General features: G+C 63.4%; 16 protein-coding genes. 13 read left to right on the top strand and 3 right to left on the bottom strand.

What is annotated here, in order from left to right; genetic code table 11:
* Positions 1-256: 256 nt before the first annotated feature.
* The 11 genes from AC1DSD_RS20115 (at position 257) to AC1DSD_RS20065 (ending at position 13,030) form a co-directional block, all read left to right on the top strand.
* A complete protein-coding gene (locus AC1DSD_RS20115; RefSeq protein WP_478032578.1) occupies positions 257-2,029 on the top strand; it encodes a DEAD/DEAH box helicase in 1,773 nt (590 codons plus the stop codon).
* Positions 2,030-2,094: 65 nt separating this feature from the next.
* On the top strand, positions 2,095-2,574 hold the full coding sequence (locus AC1DSD_RS20110) for a YaiI/YqxD family protein (protein ID WP_478032577.1): 480 nt from the start codon (positions 2,095-2,097) through the stop codon (positions 2,572-2,574).
* Between the two features lie 7 nt (positions 2,575-2,581).
* Complete coding sequence (locus tag AC1DSD_RS20105; protein ID WP_478032575.1) at positions 2,582-2,839, top strand: hypothetical protein; 258 nt, start codon at positions 2,582-2,584, stop codon at positions 2,837-2,839.
* 116 nt (positions 2,840-2,955) lie between these two features.
* Positions 2,956-4,413: a CYTH and CHAD domain-containing protein gene (locus tag AC1DSD_RS20100; RefSeq protein WP_478032574.1), complete on the top strand. Its 1,458-nt coding sequence runs from the start codon at positions 2,956-2,958 to the stop codon at positions 4,411-4,413.
* A gap of 231 nt (positions 4,414-4,644) precedes the next feature.
* Positions 4,645-6,294, top strand: coding sequence for an NAD(P)/FAD-dependent oxidoreductase (locus AC1DSD_RS20095; RefSeq protein WP_478032573.1), 1,650 nt, complete (start codon positions 4,645-4,647; stop codon positions 6,292-6,294).
* Between the two features lie 219 nt (positions 6,295-6,513).
* Positions 6,514-7,065 (top strand): pseudouridine synthase, encoded by a 552-nt coding sequence (locus tag AC1DSD_RS20090; RefSeq protein ID WP_478032572.1) that lies wholly within the window; start codon positions 6,514-6,516, stop codon positions 7,063-7,065.
* Complete coding sequence (locus AC1DSD_RS20085) at positions 7,044-7,427, top strand: reverse transcriptase-like protein (protein ID WP_478032571.1); 384 nt, start codon at positions 7,044-7,046, stop codon at positions 7,425-7,427. Before AC1DSD_RS20090 ends, AC1DSD_RS20085 begins: the two co-directional genes overlap by 22 nt.
* A gap of 163 nt (positions 7,428-7,590) precedes the next feature.
* Positions 7,591-8,421 (top strand): sulfite exporter TauE/SafE family protein, encoded by an 831-nt coding sequence (locus tag AC1DSD_RS20080; RefSeq protein WP_478032570.1) that lies wholly within the window; start codon positions 7,591-7,593, stop codon positions 8,419-8,421.
* Between the two features lie 52 nt (positions 8,422-8,473).
* A complete protein-coding gene (locus AC1DSD_RS20075; RefSeq protein WP_478032568.1) occupies positions 8,474-9,661 on the top strand; it encodes a pyridoxal phosphate-dependent aminotransferase in 1,188 nt (395 codons plus the stop codon).
* Positions 9,662-9,899: 238 nt separating this feature from the next.
* The gene (locus AC1DSD_RS20070) at positions 9,900-12,539 is read left to right on the top strand and encodes a TonB-dependent receptor plug domain-containing protein (RefSeq protein WP_478032567.1); all 2,640 of its coding nucleotides are present in this window, start codon (positions 9,900-9,902) and stop codon (positions 12,537-12,539) included.
* 116 nt (positions 12,540-12,655) lie between these two features.
* Positions 12,656-13,030 (top strand): group III truncated hemoglobin, encoded by a 375-nt coding sequence (locus tag AC1DSD_RS20065; RefSeq protein ID WP_478032565.1) that lies wholly within the window; start codon positions 12,656-12,658, stop codon positions 13,028-13,030.
* Here the strand turns inward: AC1DSD_RS20065 and AC1DSD_RS20060 are convergent.
* On the bottom strand, positions 13,006-13,581 hold the full coding sequence (locus tag AC1DSD_RS20060) for a DUF308 domain-containing protein (RefSeq protein ID WP_478032564.1): 576 nt from the start codon (positions 13,579-13,581) through the stop codon (positions 13,006-13,008). The two genes, AC1DSD_RS20065 and AC1DSD_RS20060, sit on opposite strands and share 25 nt — an antisense overlap.
* 108 nt (positions 13,582-13,689) lie before the next feature.
* Complete coding sequence (locus tag AC1DSD_RS20055; RefSeq protein ID WP_478032562.1) at positions 13,690-14,556, bottom strand: oxidoreductase; 867 nt, start codon at positions 14,554-14,556, stop codon at positions 13,690-13,692.
* A gap of 50 nt (positions 14,557-14,606) precedes the next feature.
* Between AC1DSD_RS20055 and AC1DSD_RS20050 the strand changes: the two genes are divergently transcribed.
* Positions 14,607-15,233: a TetR/AcrR family transcriptional regulator gene (locus AC1DSD_RS20050; protein ID WP_478032561.1), complete on the top strand. Its 627-nt coding sequence runs from the start codon at positions 14,607-14,609 to the stop codon at positions 15,231-15,233.
* Positions 15,234-15,361: 128 nt separating this feature from the next.
* Here the strand turns inward: AC1DSD_RS20050 and AC1DSD_RS20045 are convergent, their stop codons facing one another.
* Positions 15,362-15,727: a nuclear transport factor 2 family protein gene (locus tag AC1DSD_RS20045; protein ID WP_478032560.1), complete on the bottom strand. Its 366-nt coding sequence runs from the start codon at positions 15,725-15,727 to the stop codon at positions 15,362-15,364.
* An 830-nt stretch (positions 15,728-16,557) separates the two neighbouring features.
* On the opposite strand from AC1DSD_RS20045, the gene AC1DSD_RS20040 reads away from it, so the two are divergent.
* Positions 16,558-19,419, top strand: a complete 2,862-nt coding sequence (locus tag AC1DSD_RS20040) for a hypothetical protein (RefSeq protein WP_478032558.1) — start codon at positions 16,558-16,560, stop codon at positions 19,417-19,419.
* Positions 19,420-19,793 lie beyond the last annotated feature (374 nt).

The raw sequence follows: 19,793 nt of genomic DNA, 5'->3' as shown, positions 1-19,793 counted from the left end.
CGCGCCTAGGGATGGGTTTTTGCAGAGCGGTGACGCGCCGGTGTCAGCGCTGTGACGTCACCGGGTCAGTTTGATTGCAAAGAGGGTGAGCGCGCTCTTTTGTGCGCTCGCCCATAACCCAAGTCTATGCCTCCACTCCCGCTTTTGCCAAATCGCCAAAAAGCGGGTAGAGGCCCTGACCAATCCACATCCGTACCGCGTTACCTGCCCGGCGCCAGTCGCTCCGGGCCGACGCCGTTATTGCCATCGAGACAGAATGCCCTTTTCCCACCTTCCCCCGTTGCTTGCCGAGGCGCTGACCGCGCGCGGTTACGAAGCACTCACTCCCGTCCAGGCCGAAGTCAGCAAGCCTGAGTCCAATGGCCGCGACCTGCTGGTGTCCGCGCAGACCGGGTCGGGCAAGACCGTCGCGTTCGGCCTCGCCATGGCCGAGGAGCTGCTCCACAAAGGCCAGACCCCGCCCGCCGGCGCGCCGCTCGCGTTGGTGATCGCACCGACCCGCGAACTCGCGCTTCAGGTCGCCAAGGAATTGTCCTGGCTCTACGCCAAGACCGGTGCGCGCATCGCCACCTGTGTCGGCGGCATGGATCCCTCGCGCGAGCGCCGCGTGCTGGCGCAGGGCGTGCATGTCGTGGTCGGCACGCCGGGCCGCTTGCGCGATCATGGCGAGCGCGGCGCGCTCGATCTGTCGAACCTGCGCGTCGCCGTGCTCGATGAGGCCGACGAGATGCTCGACATGGGCTTTCGCGAGGACCTCGAGACCTTGCTCGACGCCGCCCCCGCCGAACGCCGCACCTTGCTGTTCTCGGCGACGTTGCCGCGTCAGATCGTCGCGCTCGCCAAGAAGTATCAGCGCGATGCGCTGCGCATCTCGACCGTCGGCGAAGAGCGCGGGCATGGCGACATCTCGTACCAGGCAGTCGCAGTCGCGCCGGCCGATATCGAACATGCGGTGATCAACCTGCTCCGTTTCTACGAGGCGGAGACGGCGATGCTGTTCTGCGCGACGCGCGACAATGTCCGGCATCTCCATGCCAGCCTGGTCGAACGCGGCTTCGCGGCGGTTGCCTTGTCGGGTGAGCATTCGCAGAACGAGCGCAACCACGCGCTCCAGGCGCTGCGCGATCGCCGCGCGCGCGTCTGCGTCGCGACCGACGTCGCCGCGCGCGGCATCGATCTCCCCACGCTCAGCCTCGTCGTCCATGTCGAGATGCCGCGCGACGCCGAAGTGCTCCAGCATCGTTCGGGCCGCACCGGCCGCGCGGGCAAGAAGGGCACTGCGGTGTTGATCGTCCCTTATCCGCGCCGCCGCCGGGTCGAGATGATGCTGCGCTCGGCGCGCATCGCCGCCGAATGGGTGCCGGTGCCGACCGCCGACGATATCCGCATCAAGGATCGCGACCGCCTGATCGAGGCGCTAAGCGCACCGGTCGAGCCCGATCCCGACGATTGGGTGATCGGCGAGGAGCTGCTCAAGAACAAGTCGCCGCAGGAGATCGCCGCGGCCTTGGTTCACGCTCACCGTGCCGCGATGCCGGCGCCCGAGGAAATGATCGACCGCGTGCCCGAAGGGCCCAAGGCGCATCATCGCGATGGGTTCGACGATACCGTGTGGTTCCGCATGAATATCGGCCGTCGCCAGAATGCCGATCCGCGCTGGATCCTGCCGTTGATCTGCCGCCGCGGCGGGATCACCAAGAACGAGGTCGGCGCGATCCGCATCCAGGCCAACGAAACCGGCTTCCAGATCCCGCGCGGCATCGCCGCGCGGTTCGCCGCCGCCGTGCTCAAGAGCGCGGGCGCGGATGGCGAGGACGATAGCGGCGTGCGGATCGAGCCGGTCGAGGGCTCAAGCCCCGCTCCCGCGCCCGCACCGGGCCGCGCGACGCTGCACCGTGCGGCTCCGACCGGCGATGGCCAGGGCGGCGCCCCGCGCCGTCAGGGCCCGCCGGCCGGTCGCGGCCGTCCGCCGCATGCGCATCGCAAGGGTGGCGCTCCGAACAAGGGACCGCGCCCGCCGCGTGCGTGACCTTCCCGTCCGGCAAAGCGCTCCGCCCTCTCCGTTCGTGTCGAGCAAACGGGGGTTGAGACCTCATGACGTCTGAAACGACGGCTAATCGCGCTGCTACCGGCCGCCGCATCCTGGTCGATGCCGATGCATGCCCAGTCAAGGAGGAGATCTACAAGGTCGCCTGGCGGCTTGAGATCCCCGTCTGGGTGGTCAGCAACAGTCATCTCCGCGTCCCCGCGCATCCGCTGATCACACGCATCGTGGTGAGCGATGCGTTCGACGCCGCCGACGACTGGATCGCCGAGGCCGCAGGGCCGGGCGCGGTGGTGATCTCAGCCGACATTCTGCTCGCCGACCGCACGCTCAGGGCGGGCGCGCAAGTACTCTCCCCCACCGGCAAGCCGTTCACGACAAGCTCGATCGGCACGGCGATCGCGACGCGAGCGATCATGGCCGATCTGCGCGCGGGCGGCGATCAGATCGGCGGGCCGGCCGCCTTCACCAAGGCCGACCGCTCGCGGTTTCTACAGGCGCTTGACGCCGCGCTGGTCCGGGCGCGTTAATCGAGCCATGGATCTCGACGATCGCCTGCGCCACTATTTCGGCACTGCCGATATGGCCACGCTGACGCCTGCTTCGTTCGAGGCGGGGACCGAGCGGATGCGGGTCGAGCTGGGCCTGGAAAAGGACCGCCCGCGGCGCTTCGGCTTGTGGACCTTGATGTACATGCTCGGCGTCGCGCCCGACCTCGATGTCGCGTTCAAGGACGAGGCGGATCGCAACGCCGCGCGCAATTTCATGGATATGGCCGACAAGGCCGAAGGCTGACCAACTATTCTCCCCTCCCGCTTGCGGGAGGGATTTAGCACCTCGCGCGTGCCCGCGAGGAGCGGTCCGCAGAAAGCATCTTGATCGGCGCGCCCTTCGGGAGCCTTTTGTCGACCATGGATCAACCGCGCGAAATCGAGTTGAAGCTCGAATTCGATCCAGCCGACCGCGATCGACTGGATGCGGCGACGGCGTTCGCCGGCGCGGATGCCAACGTCGAGTATCTCGTGGCAACCTATTTCGACACGCCGGACCGCGAGGTGCGCGAGGCCGGCTATGCGCTGCGCATCCGACGCGAAGGCGGGACGCAGGTTCAGACGGTCAAGAGCGAGGGCGCCGCGGCCGGACTGTTCGTGCGCGGCGAATGGGAGCACGAGGTGCGCAGCGACCGGCCGGTACTCGATGCTCGCAGCGGCCCGTTGGCGCAAATCGTCGGGCGCGACGCGGTGGCGCGCCTCGAGCGGGTGTTCGTGACCGACGTCCGGCGCGCGACCCGTGCACTCGATGCTGGCGGCACGCGTTTCGCCTGTGCGATCGACCAAGGCGAGATCCGCGCGGGCGATCGGCGCCTGACGCTGTGCGAAGTCGAATTGGAGCTGGAGAGCGGTTCGGCGCAGGCATTGTTCGACGTCGCGCGCCGCCTGGACGAGGCGGCACCACTCCGCCTCTCCGCTTTGTCGAAGGCCGAGCGCGGCTATCTGCTGGCCGAAGGCGAAATCGACCTTCCGGCCAGGAGCGAACCGATCACGATCGACCCGAACTGCACGCCGGCTGAGGCTTTTCGGGTCATCGCCCGATCCTGCCTGAAGCAGTTCCGCTGCAACGAGGACATCGTGTTGCGAACCGGCGCGCCCGAGCCGCTGCATCAGGCGCGAGTCGGGTTGCGCCGGTTGCGTACCGCGTTCTCGCTGTTCAAGCCGCTGATCGCCGGCGACGATCGGGGCGACCTGCTGCGCGTCGAGCTGAGCTGGCTTGCCGCCGAACTCGGTGACGTGCGCAATCTCGACGCGCTGATCGAGCGCGGGAGCCATACATTGCGCGAGCGGTTGCTCGTCGCGCGCGATTCGTGTTTCGACCATGTCCGGACCGAGCTGGCGTCAGCGCGAACCCGCCTGCTGATGCTCGACCTGACCGAATGGCTGTCGTTCGGCGACTGGCGTTCGACTCCGGCGGACGCCGCGATACTGCATGGCGATATCGAGCCGTTCGCGGCCGATCTGCTCGAGCAGCGGCGGCGCCAGCTCAAGCGGCGCGGCAAGGGGCTGGCCGGACTCGATGACCAACATCGCCACAAGGCGCGGATCGCCACCAAGAAGCTGCGCTATGCGACGCAGTTCTTCGCCTCGCTCTATCGCACCGGCAAGGCGCGGCGCCGCTACGAGCCGTTTCTGGAAGCACTGGAGACGTTGCAGGACAAGCTCGGCGAGCTCAACGACCTGGTCGTCGCGCCCCGAATCCTGGCGTCGCTCGGGATCGACGCCAAACCGCCGGGGAGCGGCAAGCGCGAGCAGCTGCTCCGCCAGGCCGAGCAAGCCTATGACGCCCTGATTGACGCCAAACGTTTCTGGCGCTGAGCGCCGACGGTGGGCCAAAGCGGGCGAGAACGACACGATCGCCGGCAAGACGACATGCATGATCACGTGGTCTCTGGCGAAGGGCTGACCTAAGCTCCCCTCCCGCTTGCGGGAGGGGATGAGGGAGGGCATGTCGAAGGCGGCGCTAGAGAAACACGCCCTCCCCTAGCCCCTCCCGCAAGCGGGAGGGGAATCTGGCATGGCGCCCCCTACCCCGCTACAGCACCGCCGATGATCCGCCTGACCGACCTTGCACTGCCGCTCGACCATCCCGCCGAAGCGCTTCCCGCCGCGATCTGCGCGCGGCTGGGGATCAATGCGGACGAGCTACTGAGCTTCGAGATCGCCCGGCGCGGCAACGACGCGCGGCGCAAGAATGCGATCATGCTGATCTATGCGATCGACCTGACCGTGCGCGACGAAGCGGCATTGCTCGCGCGCTTCGCCGACGATCGCAATGTCCGGCCCAGCCCCGACACCACCTATCGCCCGATCGCCCGCGCCACCGGCAGGGGCCTGCGCCCCGTCGTCATCGGCACCGGCCCGTGCGGTCTGCTCGCCGCGCTCGTGCTCGCGCAAATGGGGTTCCGTCCGATCATCGTCGAACGCGGCAAGGTCGTGCGTGAGCGTACCAAGGACACCTGGGGCCTGTGGCGCAAAAGCGTGCTCAACCCCGAAAGCAACGTCCAGTTCGGCGAAGGCGGCGCGGGCACCTTTTCCGACGGCAAGCTCTACAGCCGGATCAAGGACCGCCGCCATCTCGACCGCAAGGTGCTGACCGAGTTCGTCAAGGCAGGTGCGCCGGAGGAAATCCTGACCGAGGCGCATCCGCATATCGGTACCTTCCGCCTGGTAACGATGGTCGAGAGCATCCGCGCGACGATCGAGGAATTGGGCGGCGAATATCGTTTCGGCGCGCGCGTCGACGGCGTCGACATAGCGACCGACGCTACCGGCCAGCGCCATATCCGCGGCCTTCACCTTCACACCGGCGAGTATCTCGAGGCCGACCGCGTCGTGCTGGCGATCGGCCATAGCGCGCGCGACACCTTTGCCATGCTCCAGGCCGCGGGTGTATATGTCGAGGCCAAGCCCTTCTCGCTCGGCGTCCGCATCGAACACCCGCAATCGTGGATCGACAAAGCGCGCTTCGGTCCCAGCGCGGGCAATCCGATCCTCGGCGCGGCCGAATATCATATCTCGCACCACGCCTCGAACGGGCGTGCAGTCTACAGTTTCTGCATGTGCCCGGGCGGCACCGTGGTGGCGGCGACGTCCGAAGAGGGCCGCGTCGCGACCAACGGCATGAGCCAATATTCGCGCAACGAGCGCAACGCCAATTCGGGGCTGGTCGTCGCGATCGATCCGGAGCGCGACTATCCCGGCGATCCGCTCGCGGGGATCGCGCTGCAACGCCATTGGGAAGAGCGCGCATTCGTCGCGGGCGGCTCCAACTACAAGGCACCGGCGCAGAAGCTCGGCGACTTCCTGGCCGGACGGCCGTCGCAGGAATTGGGCGAGGTCGCCCCCTCCTATCGCCCCGGCGTGCAACTGACCGACCTCAGCCAATGCCTGCCCGATTTCGCGGTGACCGCGATGCGCGAGGCGCTGCCGGTATTCGGCCGCCAGATCCCCGGATACGACCATCCCGACGTGCTGATGACCGGGGTCGAGACGCGGACATCGTCGCCGGTGCGCTTCACTCGCGGAAAGGATTTTCAGAGCCTGAACACCGCCGGCCTGTTCCCGGCGGGCGAAGGCGCGGGCTATGCCGGCGGGATTCTCTCGGCGGCAGTCGATGGCATCAAGGTCGCCGAGGCGGTGGCGCTGAGCCTGGGCGCGGAGGGGCGGGCCGAGGTCGAGGCGGTGGTATCCGCTTAGGCTCACGATTTCACTGCCAATTCGTCATGCCGGGCTCGTCCCGGCATCCACCGTGCGGCTAAGCCCGGCCCTGGCGCCTCTTGTCCCACGCTTGCGGCATGGTGGACCCCGGCATAAGGCCGGGGTGACGGTTGGGAATTGGGCGATAACTCAATTAACGCACTCAACTCGCCGCTCCTCAATATTGTAAATCGGACCGCTGTGGATCAAAGGCGCCGGATGGCGCGGCTGATCCTGTTCAACAAACCCTATGGCGTACTGTGCCAGTTCACCGACCGCGGCACCGAGGGGTCGTCTCGCCCTACCCTCTCCGCGTTCATCGACGTGGCGGGAGTCTATCCTGCCGGGCGGCTCGACCTCGACAGCGAGGGGCTGTTGCTGCTGACCGATGACGGCCGGCTGCAATCGCGGATCGCCGACCCGAAATTCAAGACGGCCAAGACCTATCTCGCCCAGCTCGAAGGCGACGTGACCGACGACGCGCTGGCGACCTTGGGGAGCGGCGTGCGGCTGAAGGACGGCATCACGCGCCCGGCGGAGGCCGAGCGCATCCCGGCCCCCGATCTATGGCTGCGCGACCCCCCGATCCGTTTCCGCAAGAACATACCCGATGGCTGGATTCGCCTGACGATCCGCGAAGGCCGCAACCGCCAGGTCCGCCGCATGACCGCGGCGGTTGGCCACCCGACGCTCCGGCTGGTGCGGTGGAGCATCGGCGACTGGTCGCTCGACGGCATCGCGCCGGGGGAATGGCGATCGCTGGACGTGTGAAGCTATTCTTCGACGGCGGCTGGCGGCCGGCGTCGGGGATGGAAACCGCGGTGGTCGTGCAGGGGCGCGACTATGTGCGACAGCGTCTCGGGCCTGGGTCGGCGATGGACGCGGAATGGCTGGCGTTGTTGCACGCGGTGGAGCTGGCCGGGGAACTTGGCTTGCACGAAGCGGTGTTCCTGGGGGATTCGCTGGCGGTCGTCGGTCAGGCCAATGGCACGGTCAGATGCCCGCGTGATCACATCCATCACCTCCAGGCCCTGGCCTCGTCGCAATCGCGGCTGGGCAAGCTGCAGATTCGTCACGTGAAGCGATCGCAGAACCTGGCCGGCGTCGCGCTTGCCCGGCTGCACGGACGGTAATCGGCGACCAAAATCCCTTTATTTAAGTAAATTAGTTACGAAAAAAGCCATCGTCCTATTTTCTTGTTGCAAATGGTCGATCGCTTGCGCAGCTTACGAATCGACAGGGCGGCGACAAGCCCCGTCTCACAGGAGAGGCCTCACCTAAAAGGGAGGGTCGCTCTTGACTGCTTCACAAGGCGTTTGGCTGATTCCGTTGCTCGCGCTGTTATGCGCCGGACTGATCGCGGGTTTTGCCGCCGGCATTTTTGGTATTGGTGGGGGGTTCATCGTCGTTCCAGCGCTGATGCTGGTCCTGCCGTTATTGGGCGGCGACAAGCATCAATATGCGCACGTCGCGATCGGCACGTCAGCCGCGACGATTATCCTGACCTCGTTGCGATCCTTGCGATCGCATGCCAAGCGCGGCGCGGTCGAATTCGAGATTCTGCGCGCCTGGGCGCCATGGCTGATCTTCGGCGATGCCGTCGGGGTCGTCCTTGCCAGCCATGTCGATGGGCATGTCCTGCTGATGATCTTCGCCATCGGCGTGCTGCTGATGTCGCTCAACTTTCTGGTGCCGCGCTTCAGCGATCACGTCATCTCGGATTCGATGCCTGGCCTGGCGCCGCGCGTCGCGATTGCCGGCGGGCTCGGCACCTTTTCCTCGCTGCTCGGGATTGGCGGCGGCACGATCGCGATCATGGTGATGACGCTGCATGGCCGCTCGATCCATCGCGCGATCGCGACCGCGTCGGGCATTGGCGCGCTGATCGCGATCCCCAGCGCGATCGGCTTCGCGATCATCGGCTTTCGCGAGCATGGCCTGCCCTGGGGATCGCTCGGCTATGTCAACCTGCCGGCGACGGTGGTGATCGCCTCGATGTCGGTGCTGACGGCGCCGCTTGGCGTGGCCGCGGCGCACAGCCTGCCGGCCGGACCGCTCAAGCGCGTATTCGGCCTCTATCTCATCTTCATTTCGATCGTGATGCTGAGGAACGCGATAAAATTCTGACAACGGCGACTGGTCGATGGGACCGACCAACGCGAACAGGGAGACAGACAAGATGATCGACAAAGAAACCGTCATTGACACCGTTCTGAACGAGGAATCGGCCGATGACCTGCTCAGCCGCGGTTATGCCCGCCGCGACCTCGGCCGCATCGCCGCGATCTTTGGCGTCGGTGCGCTGGCGGCGGCGAGCGGCCGGCCCGCCTGGGCATCGGCCGGCGTGCCCGATCCTGCCCCCTCCGCCAAGACGCGGATCGGCGCCAACGAATGCTGGACCGGGCCGCTCGCCCCCGGCCAGGCAGCAGCGGCGAAGATGATCGCGCAAGGCAATCGCTATTCCCCGCACGCCGAGCGCAACGATTTCATCAAGGCAGTAATGTCGGTCGAAGGCGTGCCGTTCGACCATGTCGCCCCCTGGCCCGGATCGAGCGATCCGCTGTCGCGCGCGGTAGTAACCTATTGCTCGCCGACCAAGGGTCTGGTCACCGCCGATCCGACCTTCGAGCTCGCCGGGCGCACCGCGGCGTGGCTCGGCGCACCGGTCAAGGCGGTGCCGCTGACCCCCGATTTCCGCCACGACGTGAAGGCGATGCTGGCCGCGGACCCCAATGCCGGGCTTTATTATATCTGCACGCCCAACAACCCGACCGGGACGATCACGCCGCTCGCCGATATCGAATGGCTGATCCAGAACAAGCCGGCCGGATCGATGGTGCTGATCGACGAGGCCTATACGCATTTCGCCGGCGTGCCGGTGGCGTCACCCTTCGCGGTCAAATATCCCGACGTCATCGTCATGCGGACCTTTTCGAAGATCTTCGGCATGGCCGGAATGCGGATGGGCTATATCATGACCCAGCCCGCCAATATCACCAAGATGATGCGCTATGACGGCGGCATGCAGTCGGGCGCATTGCCGCTCCCCTCTCTGGTCTGCGCGACCGCCAGCCTCACCGCCGCGCCGCTGATCGCGCAACGCCGCGCCCAGATGCAGGCGGCGCGCGCCTTCGCCGTCGATCATGTCAAGAAACGCGGGTTGAAGGTCATCCCGACCGAGGCGAACATGTTCATGATCGACTGGAAGACCAAGCCGGCCAAGGACATGCAGGCCGCGTTCAGGACGCAGAGCGTGGAGATCGGCCGATCCTGGCCGATCTGGCCCAGCGTGTCGCGCGTCACCGTCGGATCGATGGCCGAGATGGCCGCTTTCTGCACCGCCTTGGACAAGGTCTGGACCGTCTGACGATGCGGCTCACGCCGTTCCTTACACTGTTTACACGACTGGGCAGCGGCTCCCCCGCGTCCAACGCGGCCGCGCGCCCAGTCGCATTTTCCATATCCACCGCTGCCGCGCCCCGGTGGGCCAGGCGGCCAATCCGTTCGCGTCGCGGCGATCCAGGACAAGCAACGTCCGCCGGAGCTTCACGAACGGCACTGAGCGGGAGGGGTGTCTGAAGGCTTTCTGTTGAAAGGGGCCTTCAATGAAAAGATCGGTATCTATTACGGCACTGGCACTCGGCATCTTGTGGGCGGCCGGGGCACAGGCCAGAACAGCTGACACTCCCGCCGACAAGACGGCGGATGTGACGGCTGACAAGGCGGCAACCGCGCCGCCCGCGGACGCACCTGGCGATCCCCAGGCCGCCACGCTTCCCGCGGCGACAGCGGTAAGTGGCCAAGCCAGCGACGAGATCATCGTCACCGGCACCCGCGTCGTCGGCACCACGGCGGCGGAAAGCTCCGCGCCGATCAAGGTCCTGGACGCGGCGACACTCAGCCGCGTCGGTCAGCCCAATCTCAACCAGGTGCTGACCCAGCTCGTCCCCTCGTTCAACGCCCAGGCGTTCGGCGGCGACACCGCGAATCTGACGCTGTCGGCGCGACTTCGCGGCCTCAGCCCCAATCACACATTGGTACTGGTCAACGGCAAGCGCCGGCATGGCACCGCCAACCTCGCCGTCCTCGGCGGCCCCTATCAAGGCGCGGCGGCGGCCGATCTCGACCTCATCACTCCCGCCTCGGTCAAGCGCATCGAAGTGCTCGAACAGGGCGCGGCCGCGCAATACGGCTCGGACGCGATCGCCGGCGTCATCAACATCATCCTGAAGGACGATACCAGCGGCGGCGAAGCGATCGCCACCGGCGGCTCCTATTACGATACCGGCGGCGAGACCTGGGCCGGCAGTTTCACCATGGGCACCAAGATCGGCGAGAATGGGTTCCTCGACCTCACTTTCTTCCACCGCTTCCACGCGTTCAGCCAGGTCGGCGGCCTGGATCGCCGCGTGACCGACTCCAACGGCGTGCTGCGCACCAACCTCTCGGCAGCGCAACAGGCTCTCTACGCCGGGATTCCCGGCTTTCCCTATGTCAACCGGATCAACGGCGACGCGCGCTCGCACCTGACCAATTTGCAGTACAATGCCGGCTACGATTTCGGCGACGTCGAGGTCTACAGCTTCGGCAGCTATTCGAAGCGCATCGCGTCGGCGTATGAAAATCTGCGCGTGCCCGACCGCATCATCGCCTCGCCGGTGCTCGGCGTCGGCGGAACGCTCGGCGCGCCGGGCTCGATCGTCTACGATCCCGATGGCGACACCCCGCCCAACGGCTTCAACCCGCGCGAGGGCATTCGCGAGGACGATTATTCGGTGACCGGCGGCATCAAGGGCGACCTGAACGGCTTCCGATGGGATCTCAGCGCGACCTACGGGCAGGACAAGAACCTGATCTACACGCTCGATTCGGCCAACCGCTCGCTGTTCATCGACACCCATTTCACGCCCACCGATTTCTATGACGGGCTGTTCAAGGCGACCGAATGGACGATCAACGCGGATTTCTCGAAGGAAGTCGATCTCGGCCTCGCCCATCCGCTCAACATCGCGTTCGGCGGCGAATATCGGCGCAATATCTATGAGATCGGATCGGGCGATCCGGGCTCGATCTACAAGGAGGGCGGACAATCCTATCCCGGCTTCCGGCCGTCCGATGCGGGCAAGCATAGCCGGCACAATTGGGCCGGCTATCTCGATTTGTCGGCCGAGCCGGTCGACGGGCTGAAGCTCGATGCCGCGCTGCGCTACGAGGATTATTCGGACTTCGGCTCGACCTGGACCTGGAAAGCGACCGGCCGCTACGATTTCAGCCCGGCGGTGGCGATCCGCGGCACGGTCTCGACCGGCTTCCGCGCGCCGACTTTGGCCGAAAGCTATTATTCGGCGACCAACGTTTCGCCGACCTCGGCCTTCGTCCAGCTTCCGGCCAACTCGGCCGCGGCCAAATTGCTCGGCTTCAGCAACCTCGGTCCGGAAAAGTCGACCAACTATAGCGCCGGATTCGTGTTCAGGCCGGCATCGCGGCTGGTGATCACGCTCGATGCCTATCAGGTGAAGATCCGCAACCGCATTCTCGGCACCGGATCGATCTTCGGCAGCGGCGGCGCGATCAATTTCCCGGTGGTGACGCAGGCGATCGTCGCCAACGGCAACGTGCTCGACCCGACCGTCAGCCAGACCGGCATCAACATCTTCACCAACGGCGCGGACACGCGGACGCGCGGCGTCGATGTCGTGCTGACCTATTTCAGCGACTTCGGCGATGCCGGCAAGGTCGATTGGACGATTTCGGGGACCTATAACGAGACCAAGGCGACACGGATCGGGCTCGCCCCGACCCAGCTCACGCCCTCCGGTGGCACGACGCCGATCGCCTTGTTCGACAAATCGGCGATCTCCAATCTGGAAACCGCATCGCCCAAGGTGAAGATCGTCGGGTCGGCAGCCTATAAGCTCGGCGCCTTCTCCTCGACCCTGCGCGGGACATTGTTCGGCAAGAGCTCGTCCTATGCCTCGCCCGATGGCGGCACCTATTACAAACAGGACATCGGCACCGCGTTTATCGTTGATCTCGACGCCAGCTATACGATCGCCCACACGGTCACGCTGACGATCGGCGCCAACAATCTGTTCAACAAGAAGCCGCCGACGGTCGCGCTGGTACCGGGCACGACCAACTTCACCCTGGTGAATGGCGGCAACGTCATCGACTCGCCGCTGACCTTCTCGCCCTACGGGATCAATGGCGGCTATTATTACGGCAAGATCTCTGTGAAGTTCTGATGTGAAGACGAGCCGTCCGGGGCGCCGGGCGGCTCGTCGAGTTTGGCGGCGCAGCGGCCAGTCCCGCAATTGGGCCACAGAGTCGCAATTCAGCCCCGCCGACCTATCTCCAGGCCATGGAGATCACCGAAGACGACATCGCCAAACTCGTTCCCGCTTTCTATGCGCGCGTCCGGGAGGATGCGGTGCTCGGCCCGATCTTCAACGGCGCGATCGAGGACTGGCCGCGTCACCTCGCCAAGCTCCAGGCGTTCTGGTCGTCGGTGCTGCTGACCAGCGGCCGCTATAAGGGCCAGCCGATGGTCGCCCATGTCCGCCATGAGCCGCATATGACGCCCGACAATTTCGCGCGCTGGCTCGCTTTGTGGCGCCAGACCAGCACCGAGGTGCTCGCGCCCGAGGCGGCCGCCGCGTTCCAGGAAAAGGCGGACCGCATCGCCGAAAGCCTGCAATTGGGCGTCCAGTTCTACCGCGACCGAAACGCCGCGTGATCGCTGCGCTTTAGGAACAGGATCGCCGCGGAAATGGCGAAGTAGAAGGCGCCGAACGCCGCGTAGGGCGCGACATCGGCGACGGTCAGGCTCGCGGTCGCATCGGTCGCTTTCTTCACGAACACTGCGCCGGCCAAGGCGGATTGCCCGCCGCTCAGGATCATCGGCCATTGTGCGCCGGAGGTGCGCCAGCGACGAACGGCAGTGGTCAATTGCAGAATACCGGCAAGCCCGGCCCAAATGCCGATGATGGCGATCACGACGTGGAAATCACGAGTAGCCGCGACCGCGAGCGCGACGATCGCGCTCACGATGACATTCAGCATCTGGCTAGGATTGGCGCGAAGGCCGCCATTGCCCTTCGCATCGACATAATTGGCGAGGCTGTCCCATGCGGGATAGGCGATGATCAGCGCGATGCCGAGCGGCGGATGGGCCTTGCCGATGGTAAACGCCAGGGCGACCCATAAGGCCGATACGAGAGCTCGGAGGGCATAATAGCCCGTGAGCCCGTTGCGGTTCGAGGTGGAGATATCGGCAGTCGTGGTCATGACAAGTTTCTTTCCATGCGAATGATGATGGCGAATGGGCACGCGGCCGGCTCCGAAGCCCCAGAGCTCCGGCCGTGTTGTGTTCGGCGCCCTCGCGAGGAGGGTCGCTTAGGGAGTTGAAGGGCTCGAGGCGGACGTGAAGCTGGTGGAGCGCGAGAGAGAATCCCAGGCGGTGATTTCGGCCTTCATCTGATCGAGCTTCTGGTCGACCAGCCCCAGGGCATCTTCACCCAGGAACAGCCGCGCCGGCGGGTTCGGCGCTTCGATCAAGGCCAGCAGCGCTTGCGCCGCCTTGGCCGGATCGCCCGGCTGATTGCCGCTCTTGGTTTGTCGTGCGGCGCGGATCGGATCCATGACGGCGTCATAGTCCGCGATGCTGCGCGGGGTGCGATCCATCGACCGTCCGGCCCAGTCGGTGCGGAATTGACCGGGAGCGAGCGCCGTCACCCGGATCCCGAAATCCGCCACCTCCTTGCCCAGCGCTTCGGAAATGCCTTCAAGCGCGAACTTGCTGCCGCAATAGAAGCTGATGCCGGGCATGGTGATGAAGCCGCCCATCGACGTGACGTTGACGATATGGCCGCGACGCCGCGCGCGCATGCCCGGCAGCACTGCCTTCATCATCGCGACCGGGCCGAACACATTGGCCGCGAACTGGCGCTGGAGGTCGTCCATCGAGGATTCCTCCAATACCCCTTCGTGACCATAGCCGGCATTGTTCACCAACACGTCGATCGCACCGACCGTCCGTTCGGCATCGGTCACCGCCGCCGGAATCGCGTCGAAGCTGGTCACGTCGAGCACGAGCGGATGGGCGCGGCCGGGCGCCAGCGCGGCAAAGGCTTCGGCGTCGCTGTCCCGCCGCACGGTGCCGATCACGCGATGCCCCGCGTCGAGCGCGCCCGCCGCGAAGGCACGCCCGAGGCCCGAACTGACGCCGGTGATGAGGAAAGTCTTGGGCAAGGCAGCCGCCATGGTCTAACTCCAGACTGAGTTGATAACTATATCATGATATAGATAGTGAGATGGCAAGCGACAAGCCCCAACCTTCTTCGACCGCCACCAGGGGGGAGCCGCTGCGTCAGCGCGTGATCGATGCGGCGGAGCGCTTGCTGCGCGAGGGCAAGGCCGAGTTCTCAATGCGCGACCTGGCGGCCGAGGCGGGAGTCAGCTTCGCGACGCCGTTCAACCAGTTCGGGAGCAAGGCGGCGATCATGCACGCCCTTGCCGAACGGCGCATCGACACGATGGCGAAGCGCTTCGCCGAACAGCCACCGCTCCCCTACGCGACCGACCGCGTGCTGCTCGCCATCGGCATCGCGGCAGCGGGAATGCTGGAGGAGCCGAGGATCAATCGGGCAGTGATGGGGTGGATCGGTACGGCCGGCCCCGTCCCCGGAAAGGCCCTGGCCCATTCCACGGCCTTGTGGCGGCTGGCGCTGGGCGATGGCGAGGGCTTGACCACCAGCCGGCAGGAAGAGGCGCTACGCTGTTTGCCGCGGCAACTCGCCTTCGCCTTTCGCGGCGTGCTGTCCTTCTGGACGTCCGGCGAACTCGCGGACGAAGCGCTCGCCTCGGAAGCGCGACAGGTCGCGAGCGCCTTGTTGCTCGGTTTTACCGAACGGCCGCTATCCGGTGGCCACGACTCCTGAACCGCGGATCGGGCAGGTCCCAAACCACGGAGGCCGCGCCGGGCGATCGAGGCGTCCCGGTGCTCGTATAACGCTCCGGTCGGAGCGGCGCTTTCCGGCCGCTCCGGGCGTGCCGTCCGAGGAAGCGTTCAGTCCGCTGCGTCGAAGAAGAAATAGTGTTCGATGACTTTCCCGTCCGCAATCCGCGCAACGTCGGCGCCGCTGACGATGACCTGATCGCCGGGACCGCCCGTCCACTGCGCGGTGGCGATGCCATGATGGCCATGGCCTCCCGGCAACACCTTGAAGCTGAAGCCAGGAGGCATGTCGGCAAGGACTCCCTTCACCACGTCTGAGATTGCCTGATGGCCTGTCACCGCGCGCGCCGGCTCGAAGATCTGCGCGTCGCGATGATACAGATCCTCGATCGCCGCGAGCCTCTTCGCCTCGTCATGTTCGCTCCAGACGCGTTCGATCGTGGCATGGAGTATCTCAAGTTCAGGCGATTCCGGCATATCGATCCCCATTCGCTACCAATGCTGACGCACGCCCGCGCAGCCTCAACGTCACTGTGAGGTACGCGACCCACCATCGCCGCTCAAGTCGACGCGGGGCGTTGCGGTGACGGTGTGGCCGGCGCTCTGATTGGCCGGTTGATACGGGAGGTCCCAGTGCCAAGGCGCCCCGGCGCCGGCCGAGTCCTACATGGTCTAGCAGAAGCGCTTAGGGCCGCCGCGCCCGCAATGCGCGAGCAAGCTCGGCGACGCGGCTCACCAGCAAGCGAACGCGGCTCATGGGCCGTCGGAAACGCCGCTTCTGTCCAGGGAGCCGGCACAGTCGCCGGCGCGAGGGGTCCCTAGGTCAGGCGCCTAAAAGGCTGCGCGCCCGCCCAGGGCGGGGAGGCGCTCGGTGCTGCTGCCCGGATGCACTTCGACGGGTTGGATGGAGATCGTCGGGGGCATGGTAAGGATGTGGGCCTTGGGTGCAGCGGCGCAAGGCACGGGGCTGCGCGTATCCCAAAGCGATGAGTGCGAGGGAGTTTGGTGCATTAGTAAACTGGCATCGTAATCGAGAGATTTAACCGGCTATCGCCTTGGTCCGTGGAACGTCAGAAAGGCCGCGTAGTTCACCGGCTCGACACGGTCGCCGACTGGAGTCGCTCCTCAGAAACATCCAGTTCTGCCTAATCGCCGCCTGTTACCCTCCTGCTCTGGAGCACCGAACGACGACCCGCCACCTAAGCAGGAGGCTGGCCACCTCAATTAGGCTACGTCACCGTAAGTCGGCCTAATTCAAAATGGACCTTTTCCACCATTTTTGGTCATACCTTGCTGTGGCATCAATAATGATTGCAGCCGAGATCCAGACTGCTGAGGGGGGATTCGTGACTGAAAATAAGGACACGCCAAGCGTAGTGTCAGTTGAGCTGATGCCCGAGATCCGGCTTTCCGCGGATTGGTCGGAGTTTGCAGGCGGGTTGAGCGCCGCCGCCACTGATTTCTTTATGAAAGGAGCGCCAGATGGCGCGGCGAGTGGGATCGGAGCACTCGTCAAATTTCTTGCCTCAGTACGCATGGATCCGAACCCCGCGCAGCGTGCGTGGGCGCTCGCAGTGTTATCTTTCGCGTGGTCGATGGACCAAATCAGTAAGACCGAGAATTTCGATCCTGAGCACTTAAAGGCCGCGCTCCGAGCTGGAATCGACGAGGCGAAAGCAGTCATCACTAGCGATCCGCTAATGATACCGAGCAACTTCTTCCAGCACCCTACTTCTATACCAGTATATCGCACAATTATTCGACGAGTTATAGAATATCTTGTTTCGGCGAACAAAATATCTGACCCAATCGAATTTAACTATAAGATGGATGCCGCGTTCAACCGCGCCATCTATGAAATATGGTCTCGAAAACCAGATTTTTATCAACCGGTAATGGACACTATTAGTAACCCTGGCGAGCCTGCGGCGAACATGGCCTTAAGTTGGTCGCGCTATCGAGCAAAACTCGTCTATGATTTTGGTGTTAGGCCTCTCTTCGGTCAAGAAGAGGGTAAGATAGCAATATCTCAGCTTTACGTGCCGTTGCGATGCCTATGGGTAAAGGAAAAGCAATCTCGCGCATCCTACCATTATGCCTCCGGACCCACCTCTGAAAGCCATGAGGTGGCGATGCTGGATCACGTACTAAGCACTTGGTTAGGCGACCCAGATCCTGCAGATTGGCTGCGGTTGATCGGCGGCGGCCCAGGAAGCGGAAAATCTACTACGCTAAAGGCTTTGGCAAGCCGAACCGCCAAAATGTCGCAGTGGCGCCCATTGTTTATCCCCTTGCAGCACATCGGCTTAGAACGAGACTTGCGCGAGTCCATCAATTCATACTTCGCGGAATCTACTGATAGCGCATTTACGAGCGCTCCCCTCGCTCGTTCGGCAGTTGAAGATGGCCCACCTCTCCTGTTGATCTTCGACGGATTGGACGAGCTCGTCGCGCCGGGAGAGGCGGCAAAAGAAGTTGTAGGACTTTTTGCCAACCGTCTGAACAGCTTAGTGTCCACGCTAACGGGCAGTGGCAACAGGCTAATAAAAGTCGTGGTAAGCGGGAGAATGCCATCATTTCAAGCTGCGGAAAAGTATTTGACGCCCCCCCTGCATGGATGCCTTGAGGTCCATGGGTTCCTGCCGGTCAACGAACACGCGGATAGCGATAATGATCTGTGGACGTCAGACCAGCGCCCGCAATGGTGGTCGCAATGGGCCAAGTTAAAGAATGAGCCGCTTGATACTCCGGCCGCTTTTTCGGCTGCAAGGTTGGCGGGGATAACTCACGAGCCACTGCTGTGCTACCTGTTGGCACTAGCTGGCTACGCGACTGATCACTGGGAGCAGGCAGCGGAAAATCGAAATAGGATTTATTCGGCACTGGTTGATTCGATTTATGACCGAGGATGGGGGGAAGGCTCTCCCAAACGCCACGGTCCAGGCCGTCACATGTCGAAATCTGACTTCAACAAGCTGATGGAAACCATCGCCCTCGCAGCGTGGCTCGGTGGTGACACAAAAGTCGCGACGGTCGATAATTTCGAGCTCGCATTAGACATAACCGAAGCAAGAGAAGCTTGGTCAGCATTTACCGAGGACAACGGAGACGACGTCACGAATCTTGCGCTAAATTTTTACCTAAAATCGTCCGAAGTTTCTCAGAGGGGCTTCGAGTTTACCCACAAGAGCTTCGGAGAATATTTGGCATCTCGGTCAATTTTAGCGATATCGGACGAGGTTGCTACTCAGGCCGACCGTCGCCCCGACTATGCTCTGCAGGACTGGTTTAAAGCGACTGGTACAGGAATATTTACACCTGAAATGCTCCACTTCATCAGAGACGAAGCCCGCCTTAAGGTCGGGAGTACTGTTGAAAAGGAGAACGCGAGATCAAAAAAGATCGAATTCCAATCGCTTGCCATGCGAGCAGCCGCGGACGGATTTCCTGTAAATTTAAATCCCGGCGGTTTAACTCGAACACAGTTTGAACAGGCCAACGCAGAAACTTGCTTATGGGTGATTATTAATTCTATTTCGCTTGCCTTTAGATCAATATCCGAAGACGATAACGCAAAAATAGTAATGCACTGGACAAGCCCTACTCATCTTTCAAGCATTATACACAGGATCCTGCATAATTCCCCAACTTCTATTATCGCACGATGCCTTGATAACATCGTAGCTGACAAGCAAGAAATATCTAACATTAATTCTGGCGCAATAGAGATGAGCTTCTCCAGCTTAAGAGGAACTCTTTTCATGGGAATGTCGATAAGCGACATAGATTTGACAAAATCCGATCTATCTAAGGCCAGATTTTATCAGTGTACAGTGAGACAAGCTTCTTTTAATAGCGCCTGCCTCGATGGTATGACTATCCACGCAAGCCATTTCTACGACTGTTACTACGAAAACTCCTCTGGAACTGTGGTCGTTTCGCCGGCCAGTCTGACGCTTATGCCCTTGGAGGATATAAATGCTCTTGGAGATCGGTATAGCATCATGCTTCCCACCGAAGAATACAGAAATGACATAATAGACTTTCTTGAGAAAAAGCTCCGTATTATCCGGGCTTGCCCGGCCTTCTTGACGAAAGAGCTTGTCCAAGATCTTACGGATCGGATAAGTTATCTAGATGAATATTCTGAAGGCGAATTAACAGACTGAGGCAAGGGTATCGCGAGAGGAATATATATGGCGCAGGGCTCGATTAGCGGTTAGCAACCAACCGACTTGCGGGATACGCTTAGACTTATCCGCATGCCGGAAAAGCTGTGGCCGGACCATAGGACAGTTAAACCGGCGCCCCCCAACATTTAAACCGGCATCCCCAAACATTGACTTCCCCCCAAATCCCCGCACAGGCGCGCCCTCGCAGGCGGGCTTTGGCCTTCCCCTGCGTTACCGTCCGAGACAGCAGGTGCGGGTTTCCCGCTTAATGTCCTGCCTAGACGGGGAATGGAATTTTGCCCGCTCGCGGTTCGCCGTGTCGGGACTGCCGCTCTCCATGAAGACAGCGGCCGGCGCCATGCCCCATCGAC

Source organism: Sphingomonas sp. P4_D12 (assembly GCF_056401895.1).
The sequence above is the reverse complement of the archived record's forward strand: the minus strand, read 5'-3'. Positions and strand labels throughout refer to the sequence as shown.